General features: G+C 67.2%; 20 protein-coding genes and 1 pseudogene. 11 read left to right on the forward strand and 10 right to left on the reverse strand.

Going from position 1 to position 19,242, the window contains the following annotated elements; all coding sequences use genetic code 11:
• The first annotated feature begins 53 nt into the window (after positions 1 to 53).
• From ABD331_RS19315 to ABD331_RS19330, 4 genes are all read left to right on the forward strand, one after another.
• Complete coding sequence (locus ABD331_RS19315) at positions 54 to 1,457, forward strand: XRE family transcriptional regulator (protein ID WP_344476592.1); 1,404 nt, start codon at positions 54 to 56, stop codon at positions 1,455 to 1,457.
• Positions 1,454 to 1,996: a flavoprotein gene (locus tag ABD331_RS19320; protein ID WP_344476595.1), complete on the forward strand. Its 543-nt coding sequence runs from the start codon at positions 1,454 to 1,456 to the stop codon at positions 1,994 to 1,996. The genes ABD331_RS19315 and ABD331_RS19320 overlap by 4 nt, the downstream gene beginning before the upstream one ends.
• A gap of 926 nt (positions 1,997 to 2,922) precedes the next feature.
• On the forward strand, positions 2,923 to 3,336 hold the full coding sequence (locus ABD331_RS19325) for a hypothetical protein (RefSeq protein ID WP_344476597.1): 414 nt from the start codon (positions 2,923 to 2,925) through the stop codon (positions 3,334 to 3,336).
• 137 nt (positions 3,337 to 3,473) lie between these two features.
• Positions 3,474 to 4,979: an ATP-binding protein gene (locus tag ABD331_RS19330; protein WP_344476599.1), complete on the forward strand. Its 1,506-nt coding sequence runs from the start codon at positions 3,474 to 3,476 to the stop codon at positions 4,977 to 4,979.
• A gap of 259 nt (positions 4,980 to 5,238) precedes the next feature.
• On the opposite strand, the gene ABD331_RS19335 is transcribed toward ABD331_RS19330, so the two are convergent.
• The 3 genes from ABD331_RS19335 to ABD331_RS19345 form a co-directional block, all read right to left on the reverse strand.
• Positions 5,239 to 5,649 carry a type II toxin-antitoxin system VapC family toxin gene (locus ABD331_RS19335; RefSeq protein WP_344476601.1) on the reverse strand — a complete coding sequence of 137 codons (411 nt, stop codon included), beginning with the start codon at positions 5,647 to 5,649 and terminating at the stop codon, positions 5,239 to 5,241.
• Entirely contained in the window at positions 5,646 to 5,966 is a 321-nt protein-coding gene (locus ABD331_RS19340; protein WP_344476603.1) for a type II toxin-antitoxin system Phd/YefM family antitoxin, read from the reverse strand. The genes ABD331_RS19335 and ABD331_RS19340 overlap by 4 nt, the downstream gene beginning before the upstream one ends.
• A gap of 739 nt (positions 5,967 to 6,705) precedes the next feature.
• Positions 6,706 to 7,269, reverse strand: coding sequence for a GNAT family N-acetyltransferase (locus ABD331_RS19345; RefSeq protein WP_344476604.1), 564 nt, complete (start codon positions 7,267 to 7,269; stop codon positions 6,706 to 6,708).
• A 207-nt stretch (positions 7,270 to 7,476) separates the two neighbouring features.
• On the opposite strand from ABD331_RS19345, the gene ABD331_RS19350 reads away from it, so the two are divergent.
• Positions 7,477 to 7,791, forward strand: a complete 315-nt coding sequence (locus ABD331_RS19350) for a helix-turn-helix domain-containing protein (RefSeq protein WP_344477212.1) — start codon at positions 7,477 to 7,479, stop codon at positions 7,789 to 7,791.
• Between the two features lie 188 nt (positions 7,792 to 7,979).
• Here the strand turns inward: ABD331_RS19350 and ABD331_RS19355 are convergent, their stop codons facing one another.
• Positions 7,980 to 8,927, reverse strand: a complete 948-nt coding sequence (locus ABD331_RS19355) for an ADP-ribosylglycohydrolase family protein (RefSeq protein ID WP_344476606.1) — start codon at positions 8,925 to 8,927, stop codon at positions 7,980 to 7,982.
• A gap of 141 nt (positions 8,928 to 9,068) precedes the next feature.
• Here ABD331_RS19355 and ABD331_RS19360 point away from each other — a divergent pair, with 141 nt between their 5' ends.
• Positions 9,069 to 9,572, forward strand: a complete 504-nt coding sequence (locus ABD331_RS19360) for a hypothetical protein (RefSeq protein ID WP_344476608.1) — start codon at positions 9,069 to 9,071, stop codon at positions 9,570 to 9,572.
• Between the two features lie 206 nt (positions 9,573 to 9,778).
• On the opposite strand, the pseudogene ABD331_RS60970 reads toward ABD331_RS19360, so the two are convergent.
• A pseudogene (locus tag ABD331_RS60970) lies at positions 9,779 to 9,844 on the reverse strand (hypothetical protein); the annotation flags it as partial.
• 344 nt (positions 9,845 to 10,188) lie between these two features.
• Here ABD331_RS60970 and ABD331_RS19365 point away from each other — a divergent pair.
• Both ABD331_RS19365 and ABD331_RS19370 read left to right on the forward strand, forming a co-directional pair.
• A complete protein-coding gene (locus tag ABD331_RS19365; protein WP_344476610.1) occupies positions 10,189 to 11,619 on the forward strand; it encodes a M20/M25/M40 family metallo-hydrolase in 1,431 nt (476 codons plus the stop codon).
• Between the two features lie 1,834 nt (positions 11,620 to 13,453).
• Positions 13,454 to 13,993: a DUF1062 domain-containing protein gene (locus tag ABD331_RS19370; RefSeq protein WP_344476612.1), complete on the forward strand. Its 540-nt coding sequence runs from the start codon at positions 13,454 to 13,456 to the stop codon at positions 13,991 to 13,993.
• 259 nt (positions 13,994 to 14,252) lie between these two features.
• Here the strand turns inward: ABD331_RS19370 and ABD331_RS19375 are convergent, their stop codons facing one another.
• On the reverse strand, positions 14,253 to 14,420 hold the full coding sequence (locus tag ABD331_RS19375) for a hypothetical protein (protein WP_344476614.1): 168 nt from the start codon (positions 14,418 to 14,420) through the stop codon (positions 14,253 to 14,255).
• A 136-nt stretch (positions 14,421 to 14,556) separates the two neighbouring features.
• Between ABD331_RS19375 and ABD331_RS19380 the strand changes: the two genes are divergently transcribed.
• Together ABD331_RS19380 and ABD331_RS19385 are read left to right on the forward strand one after the other, a co-directional pair.
• Positions 14,557 to 15,144 (forward strand): RNA polymerase sigma factor, encoded by a 588-nt coding sequence (locus ABD331_RS19380; protein ID WP_344476616.1) that lies wholly within the window; start codon positions 14,557 to 14,559, stop codon positions 15,142 to 15,144.
• A complete protein-coding gene (locus ABD331_RS19385; protein WP_344476618.1) occupies positions 15,141 to 16,322 on the forward strand; it encodes a CU044_5270 family protein in 1,182 nt (393 codons plus the stop codon). Before ABD331_RS19380 ends, ABD331_RS19385 begins: the two co-directional genes overlap by 4 nt.
• Positions 16,323 to 16,395: 73 nt before the next feature.
• Here ABD331_RS19385 and ABD331_RS19390 read toward each other — a convergent pair whose 3' ends face one another.
• From ABD331_RS19390 to ABD331_RS19400, 3 genes are all read right to left on the reverse strand, one after another.
• Positions 16,396 to 16,791 (reverse strand): hypothetical protein, encoded by a 396-nt coding sequence (locus ABD331_RS19390; RefSeq protein WP_344476620.1) that lies wholly within the window; start codon positions 16,789 to 16,791, stop codon positions 16,396 to 16,398.
• A 106-nt stretch (positions 16,792 to 16,897) separates the two neighbouring features.
• The gene (locus ABD331_RS19395; protein ID WP_344476622.1) at positions 16,898 to 17,632 is read right to left on the reverse strand and encodes an isocitrate lyase/PEP mutase family protein; all 735 of its coding nucleotides are present in this window, start codon (positions 17,630 to 17,632) and stop codon (positions 16,898 to 16,900) included.
• An 87-nt stretch (positions 17,633 to 17,719) separates the two neighbouring features.
• Complete coding sequence (locus ABD331_RS19400; RefSeq protein WP_344476624.1) at positions 17,720 to 18,076, reverse strand: hypothetical protein; 357 nt, start codon at positions 18,074 to 18,076, stop codon at positions 17,720 to 17,722.
• A 57-nt stretch (positions 18,077 to 18,133) separates the two neighbouring features.
• Here ABD331_RS19400 and ABD331_RS19405 point away from each other — a divergent pair, with 57 nt between their 5' ends.
• A complete protein-coding gene (locus ABD331_RS19405) occupies positions 18,134 to 18,685 on the forward strand; it encodes a GNAT family N-acetyltransferase (protein ID WP_344476626.1) in 552 nt (183 codons plus the stop codon).
• On the opposite strand, the gene ABD331_RS19410 is transcribed toward ABD331_RS19405, so the two are convergent.
• The gene (locus ABD331_RS19410; protein WP_344476628.1) at positions 18,654 to 18,947 is read right to left on the reverse strand and encodes a hypothetical protein; all 294 of its coding nucleotides are present in this window, start codon (positions 18,945 to 18,947) and stop codon (positions 18,654 to 18,656) included. The two genes, ABD331_RS19405 and ABD331_RS19410, sit on opposite strands and share 32 nt — an antisense overlap.
• Positions 18,948 to 19,242: the final 295 nt, after the last annotated feature.

Here is a 19,242-nt window from a genome sequence, read left to right on the forward strand (position 1 = left end):
AACTCGGCCCCCCAATTGCCCCCTTTTCGATCCCTCATCGGAAAGCAGCCACCATGACAAAGCCGACACCGAATGCGCAGCTCCGGACATGGCGTGAAGAAGCGGAACTGACGCGCACGGAATTGGCGAGATTGATCAATCTCAGCGACAACGGTGTCAAACATGGACTGACCTGCGACGAAGAACGCATCCGACGCTGGGAGGCAGGGGAAGTCAGGTGGCCGCACGAGCCGTACAGGCTCGCGATCAGGGAAGTCACGCGCCAGAACCTCGATGAACTGGGCTTCGTCCGCACCCGGAGAAATCGCGCCGCCGGGGCACGGGCCCCCCTCCCTATCGCTGACCAGGTTGCTAACCTCGCAAATGAGACACGTCCCGTAGATCTCACCGCGCTGAGGGAGGACGAGAACGACGTGCGACGCCGGGAATTCGTCGGACTTACCGGAGCTGCATTATTCAATGCCGTTCTTGGACCATCGGAAGGCGTGACGGACATGGGCGGCAGCCCCGTCGAGCACCTGGCCGCCGTCCTCGTAGATCATTCGGTACCGGCGGACGGCCCGGTTAACCTCGCGTCCCTCACCGCCGCAGTGACCACGGCCAAGCAGGACTACCAAGCCTGCCGATACGCCCAGGTGACCACCAACCTGCCGGACCTGCTGCGCACGCTGCGCACCGCCAGTACCGTCCTGGACGGAGACGCCCGGCTACGAGCCCAGGCCCTCGCTGCCGAGGCGTACCACGTCGCCGCCTCGATCCTGCTCAAGCAGGAGGACAAGGGGTTGGCCTGGCTCGCGGCCGACCGCAGCGTCCAAGCGGCCCACGCCAGTCAGAGCCCGCTCATGATCGGCTCAAGCGCCCGCATCATCACCCACGCCCTCATGGACGGTGGCCACCACACCGCCGCCACCGACACCGCCCGCACGGCAGCCATCCGCATGGACGCCGACCTCACCGATCCGTCCCCCGACGAACTGTCCATCTACGGCTCACTCCTGCTCCGGGGAGCCGTCGCCGCCGCCCACAGCGGCAACCGCCACAACATCGCTGAACTGCTCGACGAAGCCGCCGAGGCAGGCAGGCGACTCGGCCATGAAGGCAACCACCGGTGGACCGCGTTCGGCCCGAACAACGTCCTGTGCCACCGCGTGAACATCGCCCTGCGACTCGGCGACGCGGGCACCGCCATCGACCACGCCCGGCAGGTCGAGATCGACCAGCTACCGATCAACGAGCGCAAGGCCACCCTTCTGCTCGACACCTCCCGCGCGTTCCTCATGCGCGACCAGCACGACAAGGCCCTGCACATCCTGCGGGCCGCCGGCGACCTGGCCCCCGAGGAGATCACCGGCCGCGCCGCAGCACACCGTTTGGTCCGTGACATCCTGGCGACGGCACCGATCAGCGTGCGCCGCGAAGCCCGCGAATACGCCGCGTCCCTGGGAGTCAGCGCGTGACCCACCCCGGCAAGGTCCTGTACATCATCGTGTGCGCCGCCGGACCAGCCGGAGACGTCGGCCGCCTCGTCACCCTGGCCCAGGACGACGGGTGGACCGTCCAGCTCATCGCCACCCCACCCGCGCTGAACTTCATCGACGTACCCCAGCTCGAACAGCAGACCGGCCGCCCCGTCCGCAGCCAGTACCGCAACCCAGGCGAACCCCGATCCCCCCATGCAGACGCCATCATCATCGCGCCCGCGACCTACAACACGATCAACAAATTCGCCCAGGGCATCGCCGACACCTACGCCCTGGGCATCCTCTCCGAGGCCCCAGGACTCGGCATCCCCGTCGTGATCCTGCCGTTCGTCAACAGCGCCCTGGCCTCCCGCGCACCCTTCCGCCGCAGTGTTGAGGACCTACGCGCCGAAGGCATCCGCGTCCTGCTCGGCCCCGGCCAGTTCGAGCCTCACCTGCCGAGTTCCGGAGGCGACCGCATCGCCAGTTATCCGTGGAAGCGGGCACTCGCAGAGCTTGCCGAATTGGGCCTATAAGGATCAAGGGGCGGCGCTCCGCGCCGCCGCGCGGCCCGAGGCCGCACGCGCTGCGCGTGCGGCCTGGGGGCCGTTCTCGCGCGCCGACCTCGGGCCGCGCGATCGCGAGACCCACTCTCGCTGCTACTTGCGGCCCCAGCGAGACAGAGCCCGAACAATCGCCGGAAGATCTTCCGGACGAGCACGACGGATGGCATAAACGCCGAGGATGAGCCAGACGCTCAAGAAGCCAATTACTCCTGCTAGGGCACCGGTAGGCAGCCAGGATACGAATCCGGGCACAGCAAACCACACCTCTCTGACTGGGTGTGGTTCACCCGAGGTAGCGGTAGGTGGGCGGCGCTTGGCCCTTCGCACCGGGCGAACGTTCACAAGGATGTGGAGTTAGTGTCCGATGAAGCGTCGGCTCCACTCTAACCCGGCTCGAAGTAAAGCAGCCTCCGGCGGGGACACTCCGGCTCCGGGATGATCGTCTCAACCACTACCAGTCGTAGGTGGCTGAGGTGGAACCCTGATCATCCCGTCCGCCATCGACCCGGGACAAGCCGAGCAGACCAGGGCCACGGGTACCAGATCGTTCGTCCGGTGGGGCGCTCCATCTGGTACCCGTGGCCCTGGCCCGCTTCCCCTACGGGCGGGCCGACGGCAGACGGGATGATCAGGCAGCAGGGCGTGCGCGTACGCGCAGGGACAAGCGTGCCCGTGGCGTGCCCGATCGGACGGGAAACAGCGGGGAACGGCGGGTGGTCACGGGGTACGCGGTCGTTGCCCTGAGCAGCATCAACGCAGATCACACAAGATCGTCGTAGCTATTTGCAAGCAGGAAGTCAGGAGTTCGAATCTCCTAGGCTCCACCAGCTAAAACACCCCGTCACTGATCATGTGACGGGGTGTTCGTGCCATTAACGTGCCATTAGTCAGCAGGGATGAGCACGCTGGCGCTGACCTCGCTCAGGAAATCTTCTGAGGCCACCTTGCGGACGTGGTGGACCAGAACATCGTCAAACGCCATGGCAAGCTCCGCGCTCGTCAAGGTCGCCCGCTCGCTGCTGGCCATCATCTGGCATCTCCTCGCGGACCGTGCGACCTTCCATGGCCTGGGATGGGACTACCACCTCAACCGGCTGGACACCGGCAAGAAGATCCGCAACCACGTCCGCCGGCTCGAAGCTCTCGGACTCACCGTCATCTTGACCAAGCCGCTGACCTATACCGATCCCCGACTCGCCATCCTGCGTCGGGGTCCGCTGTCGCGCTGGCTCAGGTGGCTATTTTCCGGTCAGAGCGCCGGAAATGCGATGACTTTGCTCAGTGCGACAGTGCCGACCGGAAGCAGCTAACCTTTCAGGCTCCTTGGTCATCGCCCTGGTCACAGCGTGATTGCGATGTCGGTGTTCGATCCGGAGACATGGAGTGCGACGGTTTTCGTCGAAGTAGGATTAGACGTACTCCGTCGTGGTCGGCTTATGGAGGTCGGATGAGGAAGAGCCCGCTCAGCAAGCCGGACGACGTGGTCGACCGGGGCCGGGAGTGGAGTCTGCTGGCGGACTTTCTTACCGACCCGGATCCCGCGATGCGGCTCGGCATCGTGTCGGGGCGTCGACGGCACGGCAAGTCCTACCTTTTGCAGGCGCTGTCCGAGCAGGTCGGCGGCTTGTATGTGACGGCGGTCCGGGAGGAGGGACGGCTGCCGGCGATCCGACGGTTCAGCGATGCGGTCGCCATCCATGCTGGTCTGAGCCCGGGGAGTCTGCGTCTGACCGACTGGCGTGATGTTCTATCCAACGCGCTTGATGTGACGGCTCGTTCGCTGCATCCGCTTCTGGTGATTGATGAGTTGCCGTATCTGCTTCAGCACTCGCCTGAGATCCCGGGGCTGCTTCAGCAGCTCTACGACGAGCGCCAACGCGGTGCACGGACGGATGTCGGCCCCGGGCCGCGGCTGATCCTGTGCGGTTCCGCGATGAGCGTTATGCACGAACTGCTCTCGGGTACCAAGCCGCTGCGCGGCCGTGCCGTGGTCGATTTGCGCCTAGGCGCCTTCGACTACCGAGACAGCCGGGCTTTCTGGCAGATCGAGGACCTGTCCACCGCACTGAAGGTCCACGCGGTTCTCGGCGGGGCTCCCGGGTACCGGCCGGTGGCGGCCCGGCCGCACCCGAACGACGGCTTCGACATCTGGCTCACCCGCACCCTGCTTGACCCGGGCCGAGCAGTATACTCGCGGACCGAGACCGAGTACCTACTGCGTGAGGACCCGCGGATCACGCAGCACACCCTGTACTACGACATCCTCACCGCGATCGCCCAGGGTGCCACCACTCCCAGCAAGATCGGCGCGGCGCTCGAACGCCCGCGCAACGCCGTCGCCCACCCGCTGGGCGTCCTGGAGTCCACCGGCTACGTCCGGCGCGAGCAGGACGTCCTGCGCGTCCGGCACCCGGTCATCACGCTCGCTGACCCGGTCATCCGCTTCAACCAGCTGATCACCATGCCGCAGGCCACCGCAGTGGAGCAGGGATTTGCCGAGCAGGTGTGGCAGCAAGCCTCTCCGACCTTCAACTCCAAGATCCTCGGCCCGCACTTCGAAGATCTCGCCCGTGACTTCACCCGCCGCTACGCCCACATTCTGCTTCCCGGCGGGCTTCTGGGTCCGGTCGGCACCACCGAGGTCGCCGACCCCGCAGCCCGTACGAAGCACGAGATCGATGTCATCGCCCTGGCTGCGGGCGAGCGCCCGCAGGCCCCACGGGCGAGGATCGCGCTCCTGGGTGAGGCTAAGGCAACCGTCGCCCGCCGGGGGACCGGCGACCTGGAGCGCCTGGAGCGAATCCGCGGCCTGCTCACCGATCAGGGGTACGACACCACGGGTACCACACTGGCCCTGTACTCCCTGCACGGCTTCTACCCCGACCTGACCGAGCAGGCCGCCCGCCGCGACGACCTCCTTCTGGTCGACCTGCCTACCCTCTACGGGAGCTGATGGGGGTCATGAAGGGCCGTCCGGGGGCTATGTACAGCAGCAGGTACAGCAACATCGGCTTACGTGATCACACGCCATCAGCCTGTACCTGCCGCCTGACCAGAACGAATGCCTCTCCACGGGGTGATGGGCTCCCATTTGCAAGCAGGAAGTCAGGAGTTCGAATCTCCTAGGCTCCACTGCACGTAGAAGGCCACTTCCTATGATCGGGAAGTGGCCTTTTCCATCTTGCACGGCTGCCACAAGGCCCCTATGGAATTCACTGGGGGCGAGTGACCGGAACTACCGTAATCAGGTGGTCCAGACCCTTGAAATCCCTAGGGTTGCAGGTGTACAGGGGGAGCCGGTTCGCGATCGCCACACAGGCAATCATCAGATCTGCAGTGCGGGGGCGTGGTTTGCGCCCTGAGGCGATGACGGCCGTCCACAACTGGCCGTACTCGCGGGCTGCGGTGTCGTCGAAGGGGAGTGGATCGAATTCGGCTTCGGCGGTCTGCAGGATCTTCATCCGCTGGGCGAGTTCCTGCGGCCCTGTCGCCACCAAGACGCCGACCGAGAGCTCCGCGGTGGTGATGGCACTGATCATCATCTCATCGGGGAGCTCGTCGGGATTGATGCCAGCGCGCAGGATGAGGATGTTGGTGTCGAGCAGGCCCAGGGCATGGGTCATCCCTCGTCCTCCGCGAACTCGCGTCTACCGTATGCGCGATCGTAGGGGTCGTAGAGATCGTCATTGACGTGGCGGTCCATGTCCTGGCGATATTCACGATCGTCTAGTCGTGGCATGCCACACGACACGGCGGCGAACTCCGCGCGCGATACAGCCCGGCGCCGGCGGCGGAGCGGGACCAGATCACCGATGTGATGGCCATTACGGGTAACGGCGTACCGCTCCCCACGTTCCAGTCCATCCATGATCTCCGCTGACCGATTGCGCAGGTCGCGTTGAGATATCTCGTGGGAGTGGTCAGGCTCGGGAGTGCTCACACCTTAAGTCTACTGCGTTGTGCCATTCGGTGCTACCTCGTAGCACACCAGCGCGCTCTCAAGCCCGAAGGGGCCATAGCGGGTGGGGAGCGACCGGATGCGGGGCGAGACCGCTTCCCGGGGCGACGCGGAGGTTGCTGTACAGCAGAGAAGTACAGCAACGGGGCCGCGCTGATGCTCACCCTGACGTCCTTCAGCACATGCCTGAGCAGGACCGAAGCCTCTCCGGGGCGTGACCGCCTCCCGTTGCAAGCAGGAAGTCAGGAGTTCGAATCTCCTAGGCTCCACCATCGAAGGGCGCGGGTAGGTGGGCCACAGCTCACCCACCCGTTGCCCATCCGGGTGGCTGCCTGTTGTGACCCGCCCCGAACGGTCCTCGCTATCGCTCGGGCTGTGCTTCCTGTGCGCGCCTTCGGCGCGCGAAAAGGTCTTCGCGGGGCGCTTCGCGCAAGGGAGCTCAGACGCTCTCATCCAGGCGCCTCCGGCGCACCCCCCGCGCCTACGGCGCCCTGGTCTCCCATCCTTGCCCAGTTACCACGCGTGTTGACAGATGCCCGACCCAGATCGTCGTTGCGCTCGGCAAGGAACCATCAGCCGCGATCGCGAGCACGGTCCGTCTGCATCCAACCGACGTACCCGCGTACCTCGCCATCAGGGCTGGGCATCCCAGCCCGAACCTGTGAGCCGTGACCAGGCCCGGCACGTAGACTTACACCACGAACTACCGCGTGAGGTCATCCTAAGGAGCCGTCGTCGTGAGCTCGATGGCAGCGAAGTCAGCACGGGTGATCTCGTGGACTGCGACAGGTTGCCCGTGCGCAGGCACGACGGTCTCAATCCCGAACCGCATACCGATCTTGTCCATGACTCGCTTTGAGCGAAGGTTGTCGACATGCCGGATGCTGACGACACGATCGAGGCCACAGTCGATGAACCCGAATCGCAGCACTGCTCCAGCGGCCTCCGTGGCGTAGCCGGCACCCCAATGCTGGCGACTCAGACGCCACCCGATCTCCACCGCAGGAAGAATCTCGGGAAGAAAGGTCGGCACAGTCAGTGCCACCCACCCGGCGAACTGGCCAGTTTCCCGCACGATCACGGAAAGCATGCCGAAGCCACGCTCTTCCCATTCTCGTTGAGCGTGGGCGATCCCAGCCGCAGTTCGATCGCGGTCCAGAGGCAACGTCGACCCGTCGCCGATGTAGCGCATGACCTCCGGATCTGCGTTCATCGTGGCGAGCGGATCGATATCGTCTTCGTTTGGGCTACGCAGGAGCAGCCGCTCGGTCGTCAGCGAGATCATCGGCCGATTCTCTCAGCTGGTGTGATGAACACTGCAGTGGAGCGGCCCTTCAGCGAAGGTTCTGTTGCAAGCAGGAACCCAGGAATCTGCTGGTCGCGGGTGACAAGACAGGCGATGGGCTGCCTGGTATGCGAAGGCAGTCCCGCTCGCCGAGCAGCACTACGAGATCTACCTCAAGGAACGGCAAGCGAAAGAGGGCAGATTGTGATGGGGTATGTGCGTTGGAAGGACATTCGTGCCAAGCATGTCGAACGTGCCGGCGGTGAGGAAGCCATCGAGGCAGGCAAGCAGGAATTCCTCGCCAAGGCGCGAGGGCGTCGGCTTGCTGAGATTCGCCGGAGTCGCGGGCTGACCCAGCAGGCCCTCGCACAGCGCATGGGGGTCACCAGGGGCCGCATTTCGCAGATCGAGCAAGGCAGGATTTCCGGGCAGGACGTGCTTGCCCAGTACGCCACTGCTCTGGGCGGTCGACTCCATCAATCCATCTACTTCGACGACGGTGACATCTCTGCCATCGCTTGAGGCGGCGCGAGACCTCATCTCGTCTTCCTGCGGCCTGAAGATTCTCCGCGGTGAGGCGCGGGCGGTTTGCCTCGAGCGGTCCGAGCACAAGCAGTTGTTGCCTTCTACGAGAATCCTCATCGGCAGCCCCAGGGTGTGGCACGGGCGTTGGCGGCGGAAGATTCTGGCACCCGCCTCGGCTGGTTCCTTCATCCCTCCGCATGCGGAGGTTCTACGAGGTCACGGGAGAGGGCGTGAAGTTCGGGCAGGCGCAGGGTTCGGCCGCCGCTTCCCGGTAGTGGGACGTGCAGAAGCTCAGTCCAGTCGGCAGGAATGGCCAACGGCCCGTACACGGCTCCTGCCAGGCCGCCCGTGACTGCGGCGACGGTGTCGGTGTCTCCGCCCAGGTCGATCGCGGCGCGGAGGGCGTTCTCGTAGCTGTGGGTGGTGCGCAGGGCCCACACGGCTGAGCCGAGGCAAGGCCAGACAGCGCCGTTGAACTCGGTGGCCTGGCTGGGATGCCATGCGGGGTCGAGGACGGTGGCGTAGCGCTGGCGGTGGTCGGGATGGACGGTGGCGAGGGTCTGGGGAAGCTCATCCAAGGGGTTTGTGCCGTTCAGGGCGATACGGATCAGGTCGTGGAAGATCGCGGTGCCTTCCCAGGCTGCCGGGTCGCCGTGGGTGAGGGCGGTGATGCGCCGGGCGGCGTCCATGGTGGCCTGGCGGCCGGCGTGGGCGAAGTACACCGCTGATGGGGTGGCGCGCATCAGGGCGCCGTTTCCCGCGGCTCGGAGGCTGCTGCGGTAGTGGGCGGTGGCGGCCTGGTTCCAGGGCAGGCCGCGGGTCAGTACGTCTTCGGTTTGCAGACCGATGTCTTTGGGGTCGTCGGCCGCCCAGCGCTGGAAGCGGGCGAAGACGTCCGGCAGGTCCAGGCCGCCGCGTTCGAGCAGTGATTCGGCTATGTGGACGGCCATTTGCGTGTCGTCGGTGGCCTCTCCGGCGTCCCAGCCGCCGCCTCCGGCCATCTCGCCGCCCGCGCCCGGTACCGGGAAGCGCGAGGAGAACGCGCCTGCTGGGCCGAACTCGAACGGAGCTCCCAGCGCGTCGCCCACGGCCGAGCCGACGATCGCGCCGATGGCACGCTGCGCAAGATTCACATCAGCAGGCTAGAAGTTCGGCAGCGAGATGCGGCGACATTGCTCTACCTGTTCGCGAGCAGAAAGTGTCAGGCGCTTCGCGAGGGAGAGCACACGCAACCGAGGTAGCACAGCACGAGCGAATCCACGATCATGCTGTACGTGGCGATGCTCCGGTTGCTGGCGATCGGCCTTCTCAGCGGTGTCATTGCAGTGCCGCTGTTGTGGCTGCAACAAGGCGACGGCTTCGAGTACGCACGGCTCGCAGCTCTGATGGCATTCGTACTCGGCCAGTTCCTCACCGTGCCTGTCGGGTTGGTGGTGGGCTGCGTCCTTGCCGCCACGGGATCGTGGACGCATACCCCTGGCTACGTTCTGGGTACGATCACGACCGTGTTCGGAGCGATCGTCGCCACGCAGGCCTGGGCCACGATGAACTGGGTCGATGGAGAATCGGCCAGGCTTGGTGATTCGGATGTCGAGTCCTTGACGATGTTCCTTGCCTTCTTCTCCGGTGTGGCCACGACCCTGGTCGGTGTGGCCATCGTCTCGTTTCGATGGGCTGGCTACGATTCGCAAGCTGCTCCGGTGCGGCAACGGGGTCCGCGTAGGTACGGCCGGGCCAGACGTCGGCCTTTGTCCGATGTCAAAGACCCTTCCCCGTAGTCAGTCTGTGATTGATCGGGCGGCGGTCGGCTGCAGGCCCGGACCGGCGAAGCAGTACGCCACCGCTTGGCGGTATTAAAGGTAGGCGGTGAGGCTAAGGCTGGCATCGGAGCCCGAGAACAGATCATCGATGCCTACTTCTATGTGGTCGTCATCAGTCGGCACAGGTCAGGAGTTGGACTGGCCAGGCTGAGCCGTGCGGGGGATCAGCCGTTCGTCATCGGTTGCCGCGGGTCCGCTCCGGCGGCGACCAGGCTGCGGGCGTTGTCAGGACGGTTGTTGAAGACGGCTTCCCAGAGGGCGGTACGCCCCCGTGTTCAGCGTCGTCGACACGCCGGGCTTGTCCAGCGACCACCTCGGGTGGCGGCGGCATGCAGCGGCCGTCCGTGGAAGGACACGCCCGTGTTGGGATCGGCGTCCGCGTCGAGCTGGGCGCGGATCAAACCGAGGTTCGTCCAGCCGTCCCAGCTGATTCCGGACCATCCGGTTCCAACAACGACGACCATGACACTCCTGGGATCTGTTTATGACAGCCGATACGGGGCCGGCAGCTTCTGGCTGGGCCGTCATGCCCGCCGTACATGAGAGGCGCGGCAATTGCGCCAGTATTACCGGCATGGACCATCAGAAACTCCGCGAGTCGATCAGTGAGGCCTGGGCGACGGACGTGCTGCCCAGCCTCTCCGGGTTGATCGAGATTCCTGCCGTGTCGTCCGCCTACGACGCCGCTTGGGAGGAGCACGGTCATCTGCTGGCCGCCGTCGAGCACGTGCGGGGCTGGGTGGCGTCGCGGGGCCTGCCCGACGCGCGATGCGACGTCCTGCGGCTCGACGGCCGCGCCCCGCTTCTGTTCGTGGACGTGCCCGCGACGCCGGGCGCGGCGGCGACGGGGACCGTTCTGCTGTACGGGCACCTCGACAAGCAGCCACCGCTCGGTGACTGGTCGGAGGGCCTGGGCCCGTGGCAAGCGGTGATCCGCGACGACCGGCTCTACGGCCGTGGTGCCGCCGATGACGGGTACTCGGGCTACGCCGCCACGACCGCGCTTGAGGCCGTACGCGGGGCAGGCGGCGAACACGCCCGGGCGGTCCTGCTGCTGGAGACCGGCGAGGAGTCCGGCAGCCCGGACCTGCCCGCGTACCTGGAACATCTCGCCGACCGGCTCGGCGAGGTGTCGCTGGTGGTCTGCCTGGACGGGGGCGGCGGAGACTACGAGCGGCTATGGCTGACCTCCAGCCTGCGCGGCGCGGTGCAGGCAACCGTCACGGTGCGCGTCCTTGAGACGGGCGTCCACTCCGGGCTCGGCAGCGGCATCGTGCCAAGTTCGTTCCGTGTCATGCGTCAGCTGCTCGACCGGGTGGAGGATCCGGAGACCGGCGAGGTCAAGGTGGCCGAGATGGTGGTGCCCATCCCGGAGGAACGGCGCGCGGAGGCGGCGCAGCTGGTCGCGTCGCATCCGGAGGTCGCCGTACCCCGGATCCCGCTGCTGCCGGGCATGAGGCGAGCCTCCGACGACTACGTCGAACTCGTCCTCAACAACACCTGGCGGCCGACCTTGTCCGTGACCGGGGCAGGCGGGCTCCCGGACCCCGCGGTGGCGGGCGCCGTGCTGCGGGCCTGGACGTCCTTCCGGCTGAGCTTCCGCCTGCCTCCCTCGGCCGACGCCGAGGCGGCGCGGGTCGCGCTGGAGACGATCCTCACGACCGACGTGCCGTACGGTGCGCAGGTCGAGGTCGGCGACTTCATGGTCCTGAACGGCTGGTACGCGCCGACGCCGGCCCCCTGGTTGGCCTCGGCGTTGCGGCAGGTCGGTGAGCACGTGTTCGGGAAGCCGTGCCAGAGCATGGGCATCGGCGGCGGGATCCCGTTCATGGAGATGCTTGGCAGGCGGTATCCGCGGGCGCAGTTCGTCGTCACGGGCGCTCTCGGGACAGACTCGAACGCGCACGTGCCGGACGAATGGCTGCATATCCCGTTCGCCGTGCAGGTGACCGAAGCGGTTGCGCACCTCCTCGACGCGCACGCACGCGAGGGCGGGCCTGCCTGACCTGATCCGTCATGAGGACTCCCGGGTCTGTGCGGTGCTGTCCGGGCTGGGCGACCGCGTCATCACAGGAGGGGCCGGCAAGTTTGGCGTTCACACACCGGTGTACTGCGGACGAGTCACCGGCACGACGGTGAGCAGGTGGTCAAGGCCCTTGAAGTCCTTGGGATTGCAGGTGAACAGAGGGAGCCGGTTGGCGATCGCCACGCAGGCGATCATGAGATCCGCCTTGCGGGGGGCGGCGTGTGGCCTGAGGCGTAGCACGCGTCGCCCAGCAGGGCTGCAGGTTCCCAGACCGTGCCCGACTTCCTCTTGCTCGGCTTCCGCGCGTGAGTGGGGGGTGCAACACATTGGTGTGGGCATCGCCGGCGGGTCCCCTGACCCTCCTCTGTGATCAAGCTGCTCAGCCGATACGCCGTACGGCGTCGGTGACCTTGCCGTTCTTCAGCTCGGCGGACAGCTTGAACGAGCGTGACTCCAAGCCGGTTCGGTGTTCTCGCCGTGCGTGACGACACGCAGCGGACGGTTCTCGTCGTCGACGGGCGGGAACAGCAGGTCGGGTGGGTACTCCAGGATTTGGTCGCGGGCGCGTCCGACGGCTTCGGGGTGGACGGGCGGAGTTTTCGTACGAACGCGTCCACCACCTCGTCGGCCGGCCCCAGGAGCGTGCCGCTGTTCACAGGTCGGTGTCGGCCAGGCCGGTGGTGCCGCGGATCTCCCGGGGCTCGCCCTGACGAGGGCGCCAGTGAGAAGCTGCGTGTCGGCCACTCCGTTGGCTGCTCTGAGCAGCTCGGCATCCGACAAACCGTGGCCCAGTACGGCGAACGACTCGAAGTTCTCGTCCGACCTCGACGGCCAGGACGCGAATCGATCTCATTCAGGTCTTGACGCGATCTTGCGCGTGCGGGTTCTGCGGGGCGCCGAAGGGCTTGGGCTCAATCGCGTTCGAAGTGCGGGAAGCCCCGGAGCCAGCGAGGGACGGGGCGGAGGCAGGGGTGTCCGCCGGGGCATCGGATGATACGCGTCGGGGTGTCGGTCCTGCGGGTTCGTTCTCTCTGGCCGCCGATCTCATGCCGTTGCGGACGTACGGCGTAAGGATGCTGTTCGACGGCCGCGGCAGGTCTGCGGGCTGGGGCCTGCCGAACGTGCTTCTTCCGCGCGACGACGAACCGCTTCGGCCGAGGAACTGGTCGCGTAGCCGTGACGGGCGGCGCCTGTGCCACGGGTATGGAAGGAACCAGGGAAACAGCAGGAGCGGGTGGGGAGGTGGCGGGTCGCGCGTGGGCGGCGGGCGTAGGCGCGGCGGCGGCGGTTTGGGTGTGAGCGGTAGGCGGACGGTCCAGGTGGAGGGCTTGGCCGGCGGAGTAGCCGAGGCCGGCGCTGACCCCCACGGCCACGGCGAACGCGACCACGATGCCGATCGGCTTGGAGGCTCGCCGGGGGTCGGACGGTGCACTACGGATATGCGCGGACGGTGGACAATCACACATCTTCGCCCCCGAGATCTTGAGCTCCTCACGGAGTGATCACAAAGTGCTGTTGATGCGTGCGTTTCCGTGCACGTCCCCCATCAACCCTGCCTTGAACAGGTCCATACGGAACATGCGACAGCCACCCCACCACGACAAAAACGGGTGGATCTTGCGGTCGGCGGTTGCCTAGATTGGGCGCCGACCCCTACGTGAGGACTTCGCGCGCATGACGCCGCCTGCTCTCTAGACCTGACTTTCTCAGCGCATCCGTCACCGCCGACGGCAACGACGACAACGCCGCCGGCGCTGTTTTCCGTGCTTTCGTCAGGTCTTCAAGAGAGATCATGTCTTCACATCCTCATATCGTGCTGCCCTGGGTGGTGCGGCGCACCCGCATGCCCCTGCTCACCATCCGGTGCGTGGACTGCCCTTCCGAGCGCGCCACCATCGGCGACGGCAAGTTCCGCGTCAACTGCAACGGCAAACTGCTCGGCATCTGGCTGCTGGTCAACTGCGCTTCCTGCGGCAGGACCAGCAAGCTCAGCGTTCACGACCGGGTCCCGGTCCGGTCACTGCCCGCCGGGCGGCTGGCCGGGTACTGGGCTGATTCGCCGTCCCTGGTCGAGGAGACGCTTTTCGACCCGCTGTTCGCGCGCCGGAACCGGTTCGCGCTCGACTGGGAGGGGCGCTGGGAACTGCATGCGCCTCTGATTCCTGAGGAGGATTCATGCGTCAGAATCGCGGTCACCTTCGACGATCCCGTGCCCGTCCGGCCTGAATGGCTCATCGCGCACGGGCTGGGGATCAGCCGTGGCGAAATCGCCCGGAGAGTCAGGACCGATGTCCCGATCAATCGCAGGACGAAGCAGGGGTTCTCGTTCGTCCTGATGGAGCCGGTGTCATAGGGCGTTCATCAGAAGGTCTCAGGCTCCGATCAGAAGGGAGGAGTCGCCGAGAGCTGGGTAGCAGGCTCACGCCTGATCGTTCTTCGAGCTGCCTGAGTTCTGATTCTCTGGCCGAAGAACAAGCACTGCGACGGTGGTGGTCGGGGTCAAGGGCCGCCGGATCTTCCGCCGGGAAGAATCCAGACCATGCGTACACGGTGCTCAGGGCGCGGTCGGGTGGGCGAGATATCGCCCACCCGTCGCAGCTCGCGACAATGAGTCACGGCTTCAACGCGATGGCATGCACGGCCTCTTCGAGCTTCTCCAACCCTCGCCTGAGAACCTCGGTCTGATGCAAGGTCGCCCACACCTGTGCCGTGGCCACGTCGCCCTTCTGCAGCGCCTTGCGAGCTTCGGTCTCGTAGTCGGTCTTCCCGATCGGCTCCATCGGCTCCTCCTCGTGGCTGACGTACGAACCACTGCCCCAAGGAGGGCAGAAGTTCACCCGCATGGACCGTGAAGAGAAAACGGGGGATCGCCGAACCAGTGGTGTTCCGATGGAGAAGCCTGAAAGGCCGGCATGCATGACAGCTCCCCCCAGAGATTCTGCGCCTCCCGGCGAGGACACCGACGCGCAGGTGATCGAGGCGTCGCGGCGCGATCCCGACCGCTTCGGCGCCGTCTTCGACCGCTACTTCGCGGCCATCCACCGCTTCGTCCACCTGCGTCTGGGCGAGTCGGCGGCGGACGATCTCGCTGCGGAGACCTTTCTGCGCGCCTTCCGCAGCCGTGACCGGTTCGACCTCACCTGCCGCAGTGCCCGCCCCTGGTTGTACGGCATCGCCGCCAACCTGGTCGCCGAGCATCATCGCGCCGAAGCGCGCCGGTACCGGGCGCTGGCCAGGAGCGCCGGCACGGCGGAGATCGCCAGTCACGACGAACGGGTGGTGCAGCGGGTCTCGGCGGCGGTCATGCAGCCGCGGCTGGCGGCGGGCCTGGCCCGGCTGTCGGCCGGGGACAGGGACGTCCTGCTGCTGGTCGCCTGTGCCCAGCTCAGCTACGAGGAGGTGGCCGAGGCTCTCGGCATACCGCAGGGAACGGTGGGATCGCGTCTCAACCGCGCCCGCAGGAAGCTCCGCAAGGTCATCGGTCCCGCCGGGGAGGCGCTGTGACGAACGAACTCGAAGCGATCAGGGATCACTACGACAGCCTGCCGGAGCCCACGCCCGAGGTGGTGGCGCACGCGCGGGCACTGCTCGCCGAAGAGGCCGGTCAGCGGACAGGCGGGCCACGCCACGAAGAGGGTGGCTGGCGGCGAACCAGGCTACGGACCGAAGACGGTGGCTGGGGGCGGACCAGGCCACGGACCGAAGAGGGTGGCTGGGGGCGGACCAGGTCACGACGGCGATCTCGCGGCGGCCGGTGGGCGGTGCGGGCCGGCGTGGCGGTGGGGCTGGCGGCGGCGGTGACGGCGGGGCTGGTGCTGGTGCGCGCCGGCGACGACCCCGTCCCGTTCGGGACGTCTCCCGCCAGCGCCGCCGAGTTGCTCCGGCACGCCGCCTCGGCTGCCGCACGGGAGGAGGTACGGCCGGGTCCGGGGCAGTTCGTCTACGTCGAGCAGAAGGACGTCACGTTCGCCTCCGGCTCCCAGAGCGAGTACAACCAGGACGTACATCGCGAGGTGTGGATGCCGGGCGGGGACGCGGACAAGGCGCTGACGCGCTCGACGTACGGACAGATCAAGGTCATCAGCGGCGGGCAGCCCGAGCACGTGCAGGCTCCGGGAACGGTGGAGTACCAGCGTGCGGGACAGTGCCGTGAGAGCCCGCTGAGCAGGCCGATCCCGACCGACGGCCTTCCCGCCGACCCTGACCGGCTGCTGGCGCAGATCCAGCGCGACGCGCAGACGTTCGTCGAAGCGGACCAGCGCAGGCGAGGAGAGACGAACCTCAGCCAGAACGAGATCCACATGCGGGTGCAGAAGGTCATCGGGAGCTCGTTGCTGAGACTGGCGCAGAACCCGCTCACCTCCGCCACGACCAGGGCGACGGTGTTCGGCGCGATGTCGAAGATGCCGACGGTGACCGTCGTCCCGGAGCTCACGGACCCTGCCGGGCGGCGCGGGGTGGGCGCGTCGATCAAGTTCGAGAGCCCTGGCGGTTGGGAGCGCGGGGAGCTGATCTTCGAGCCGACGACCTACCGGTTCCTCGGCTACCGGAGCTGGATCGGGCTGCAGGAAGGGGGACGGGTCAGGGAGATTCCCGGTGGCAGTACGGCGGTGCTGTCGGTGAAGGTCGTCGACTCCGCGCCGGAGGTTCCGAAGGACGCGGGGAAGCCGTTGTTCTGCTGACCTGGGCCTTGCTCGTCACGGGCCATCGGGACAAGCCCGTGACGAGCTGAGGCGGCGTAGGTCGGCATGATGGTCAGGCGGCGTCGAGGGCCTCGGTGATCTTGCGGGCCATCTCCGCCAGGGTGGGGCTGTTCTGCTGCTGGACGCCGGCCTCGATGGCGACCAGGACGGTCCGGCGGAAGTTGCCGGCCTCGGCCGGGTCCTGCTGCTTGAGCAGGCTCATGGACGCGGTCAGCGCCGGCAGCACCTGGTCGGCGAGGTCGGCGGTGCTCTTGCCGTACTTGACGCCCTTGGGCGCCTTGGCCAGCACGTGCCCGACCAGACCGGTGGCGGAGGTCAGGGCGATGGAGCCCTGCGTGGCGACCTTGTGAGCCGAGCCGGCGGCCCCGGCGGCGGACATCAGCGAGACGGCGCCCCAGGCGGCGGTGCGGAGGGTGAGCTTGTGCTGGTCGGTGAGGGTGATCGACATGGTGGCGGTGCTCCTTCGAAGCGGTTGCGAACTTTCGATGTCCCAACCTTCGCCGACCGCTCTGATACCGGGCCGTCGCCGTCCTGACGCGCCCGCTGACACCGCCTCAGCCGGTGTAGGGGTCCTGTCCGGAACGGATCCGGCCGGCCATGGACTTGAGCGCGTCCAGCGCCGTCAGGTAGGTCATCGGGCCGAACGAGACGCGCGCCACGCCGAGCGCGGCCAGCCTGCCCAGGTCCATGCCGGGCAGGCAGGTGACGTTGACCGGCCCGGGGATGGCCTTGACCAGCCCGGCCACCACCTCCTCCGAGGGCGCCATGATGGGGAACACGCAGTCGGCGCCCGCCTCCAGATAGCGGCGGCCCCGCTCGGCGACCTCCTCCACCGACGGGGAACCGGTCAGGAACAGGTCGATCCTGGCGTTGATCACCAGGTCGGGGCTCGCGGCCCGCAGCGCCGCGATGCGGGCGGCCTGGGTGTCCGTGTCGAGCAGGGTGCCCGTGCGGTGGTCGATCTCCTCGATGTTGAAGCCGCCCGCTTTGATGGTGGTGAGCCGCTCGACCAGCTCCTCCGGGGGGAGGCCGTAGCCGCTTTCCGCGTCCACGGTCACCGGGACGTCCACTGCACGGATGATCTTGGCTGCGATGTCCAGCATCTCGTCGACGGGTGCGCCCTCGTGGTCGTCGTACCCCAGCATGGCGGCGATGGACGCGCTGGCCGTCGCCAGGGCGGGGTAACCGGCCTCGGCCACGATGGTGGCGGAGGCGACGTCCCAGACGTTGGGGAGGATCAGCGGGGTGCCGGGCTTGTGCAGGTCGCGGAGCAGGGCCGTGTTCGTCATGGGTGGTTCCTTGTCGTCCGTGGTGGTTGGTTCCACCGGGTACGACGGAGGACGGCCTCGCTACGTGACAGGAGCCGCCTCGCGCGATCAGTAGCTGTCGCTCCAGCGGTACCAGGGGCCCTGGACGTGTTCGAAGGCCGAGGTGACCGCCGGCTCTGAGTCGTCGATCGGCGCGCGTTCAGGGCTCCAGACGTAACCGTAGGGGTCCACGCTGGGGCCGTTCTCACCCACCTGGAAATAGACGCGGTCGCCCGCGCGATGGACGGACTGGAACTCGGCCTCCCCGATCTTCCACGACCGGCCCGGCAGGTCGTCCTCCGGGCCGATCGTCCGGGCGAACCGCTCCATCTCGGTCAAGGAACGCAGGACGCGCTGCTCCGTGCCGAACCCGCAGGACGTGAGCAGCACGGTCAGCGCGACGCAGGCGGCCGTCGGTAATCTCATGTCCCGATTGTCGACCTGATCAAGGGCGCGAACAGCGCATATGCGAATCTCTACGCCATGCACATCAGACCCGGCACCAAGGATGACGCCGAGCAGATCGCCGAGCTGCACACCCGTAGCTGGCTGACCGCCTACGCCGAGATCATGCCCGCCAGTTACCTGAACGCCTCCCTGCTCGACGAGCGCAAGGCCATGTGGAGCGCCCGGCTGGCCGCCGAGACCGGGGACGCGGGTCACGGCCGCTGCGCGTTCGTCGCCGTCGAGGGCGGTGCCGTGGTGGGGTTCGCGTATCTCGGCGTGGAGGGCGACGGGCGGGTCCTGCTCGACAACCTGCACGTCCAGCCGGAGCGTAAGCAGGCGGGCATCGGGAGGCGGCTGGTTTGCCACGCTTTCGGCTGGGCCGCCGAGCGGCATCCTGGGAGGACGGTTTACCTGGAGGTGTTGCGTGACAATGCCGCCGCGATCGGGTTCTACCGGCGTCTCGGCGGTCAGCCCACCAGGGAGTTCGTGGAACGGTTCCCGGCTGGGTTCAAGCTGCCTGTGGTCGAGTACGCGTGGGGGGCTGATCTCGTCCGGCTCATCGGGGGAGGTGATCGGCTGGCGTCCTGAGAGTCAGCTTCGTGAGCGCGGCCATCTCCGCTGGAGGATCGACCACCGGATGGACGATGATCTCGTCGATTCCGGCTTGCTCCAGGACGGTGAGGCGGGCGAGGAGTTCGTCCCGCGTCGCGTTCTTCAGCGCCGATTTGTGCGGCGAAGGCGGGGCATCGGCGGCGAAGGTGAGTAGTGACATGACTATGTGGCCGGTCGCGCCACGGGTGGCGGCGCCGTAACGGTCCTCGCCGTTGGCGAGCACGTGCAGGGCGGTCATGAGGTAGGAGTTGGCGTTCCGAGGTGCGGGGGTGGCTTGGTCGAGGGTGTTCCGGGGTGCGGGGCGGCTCGGCGGCGGGCCTGGTGGAGGGCGTTCCGGGGTGCGGGGGTGGCTTGGTCGAGGGCGTTGCGTGGCGCGGGGGCGGCTTGGTGGCGGGCCTGATCGAGGACGGGCCTGGTGGAGGGCGTGCCAGGCGGACGGGCTGAGCGGGCCGAACGACATGAGCCCGGTGCCGAGGCGACCCGCGACGGCGGCGGCCTTGGGGCCGGTCGTGGCCACCAGGAAGTCGATGGGG

It is taken from the genome of Nonomuraea monospora (assembly GCF_039531895.1).
GTDB classification, from domain to species: domain Bacteria; phylum Actinomycetota; class Actinomycetes; order Streptosporangiales; family Streptosporangiaceae; genus Nonomuraea; species Nonomuraea monospora.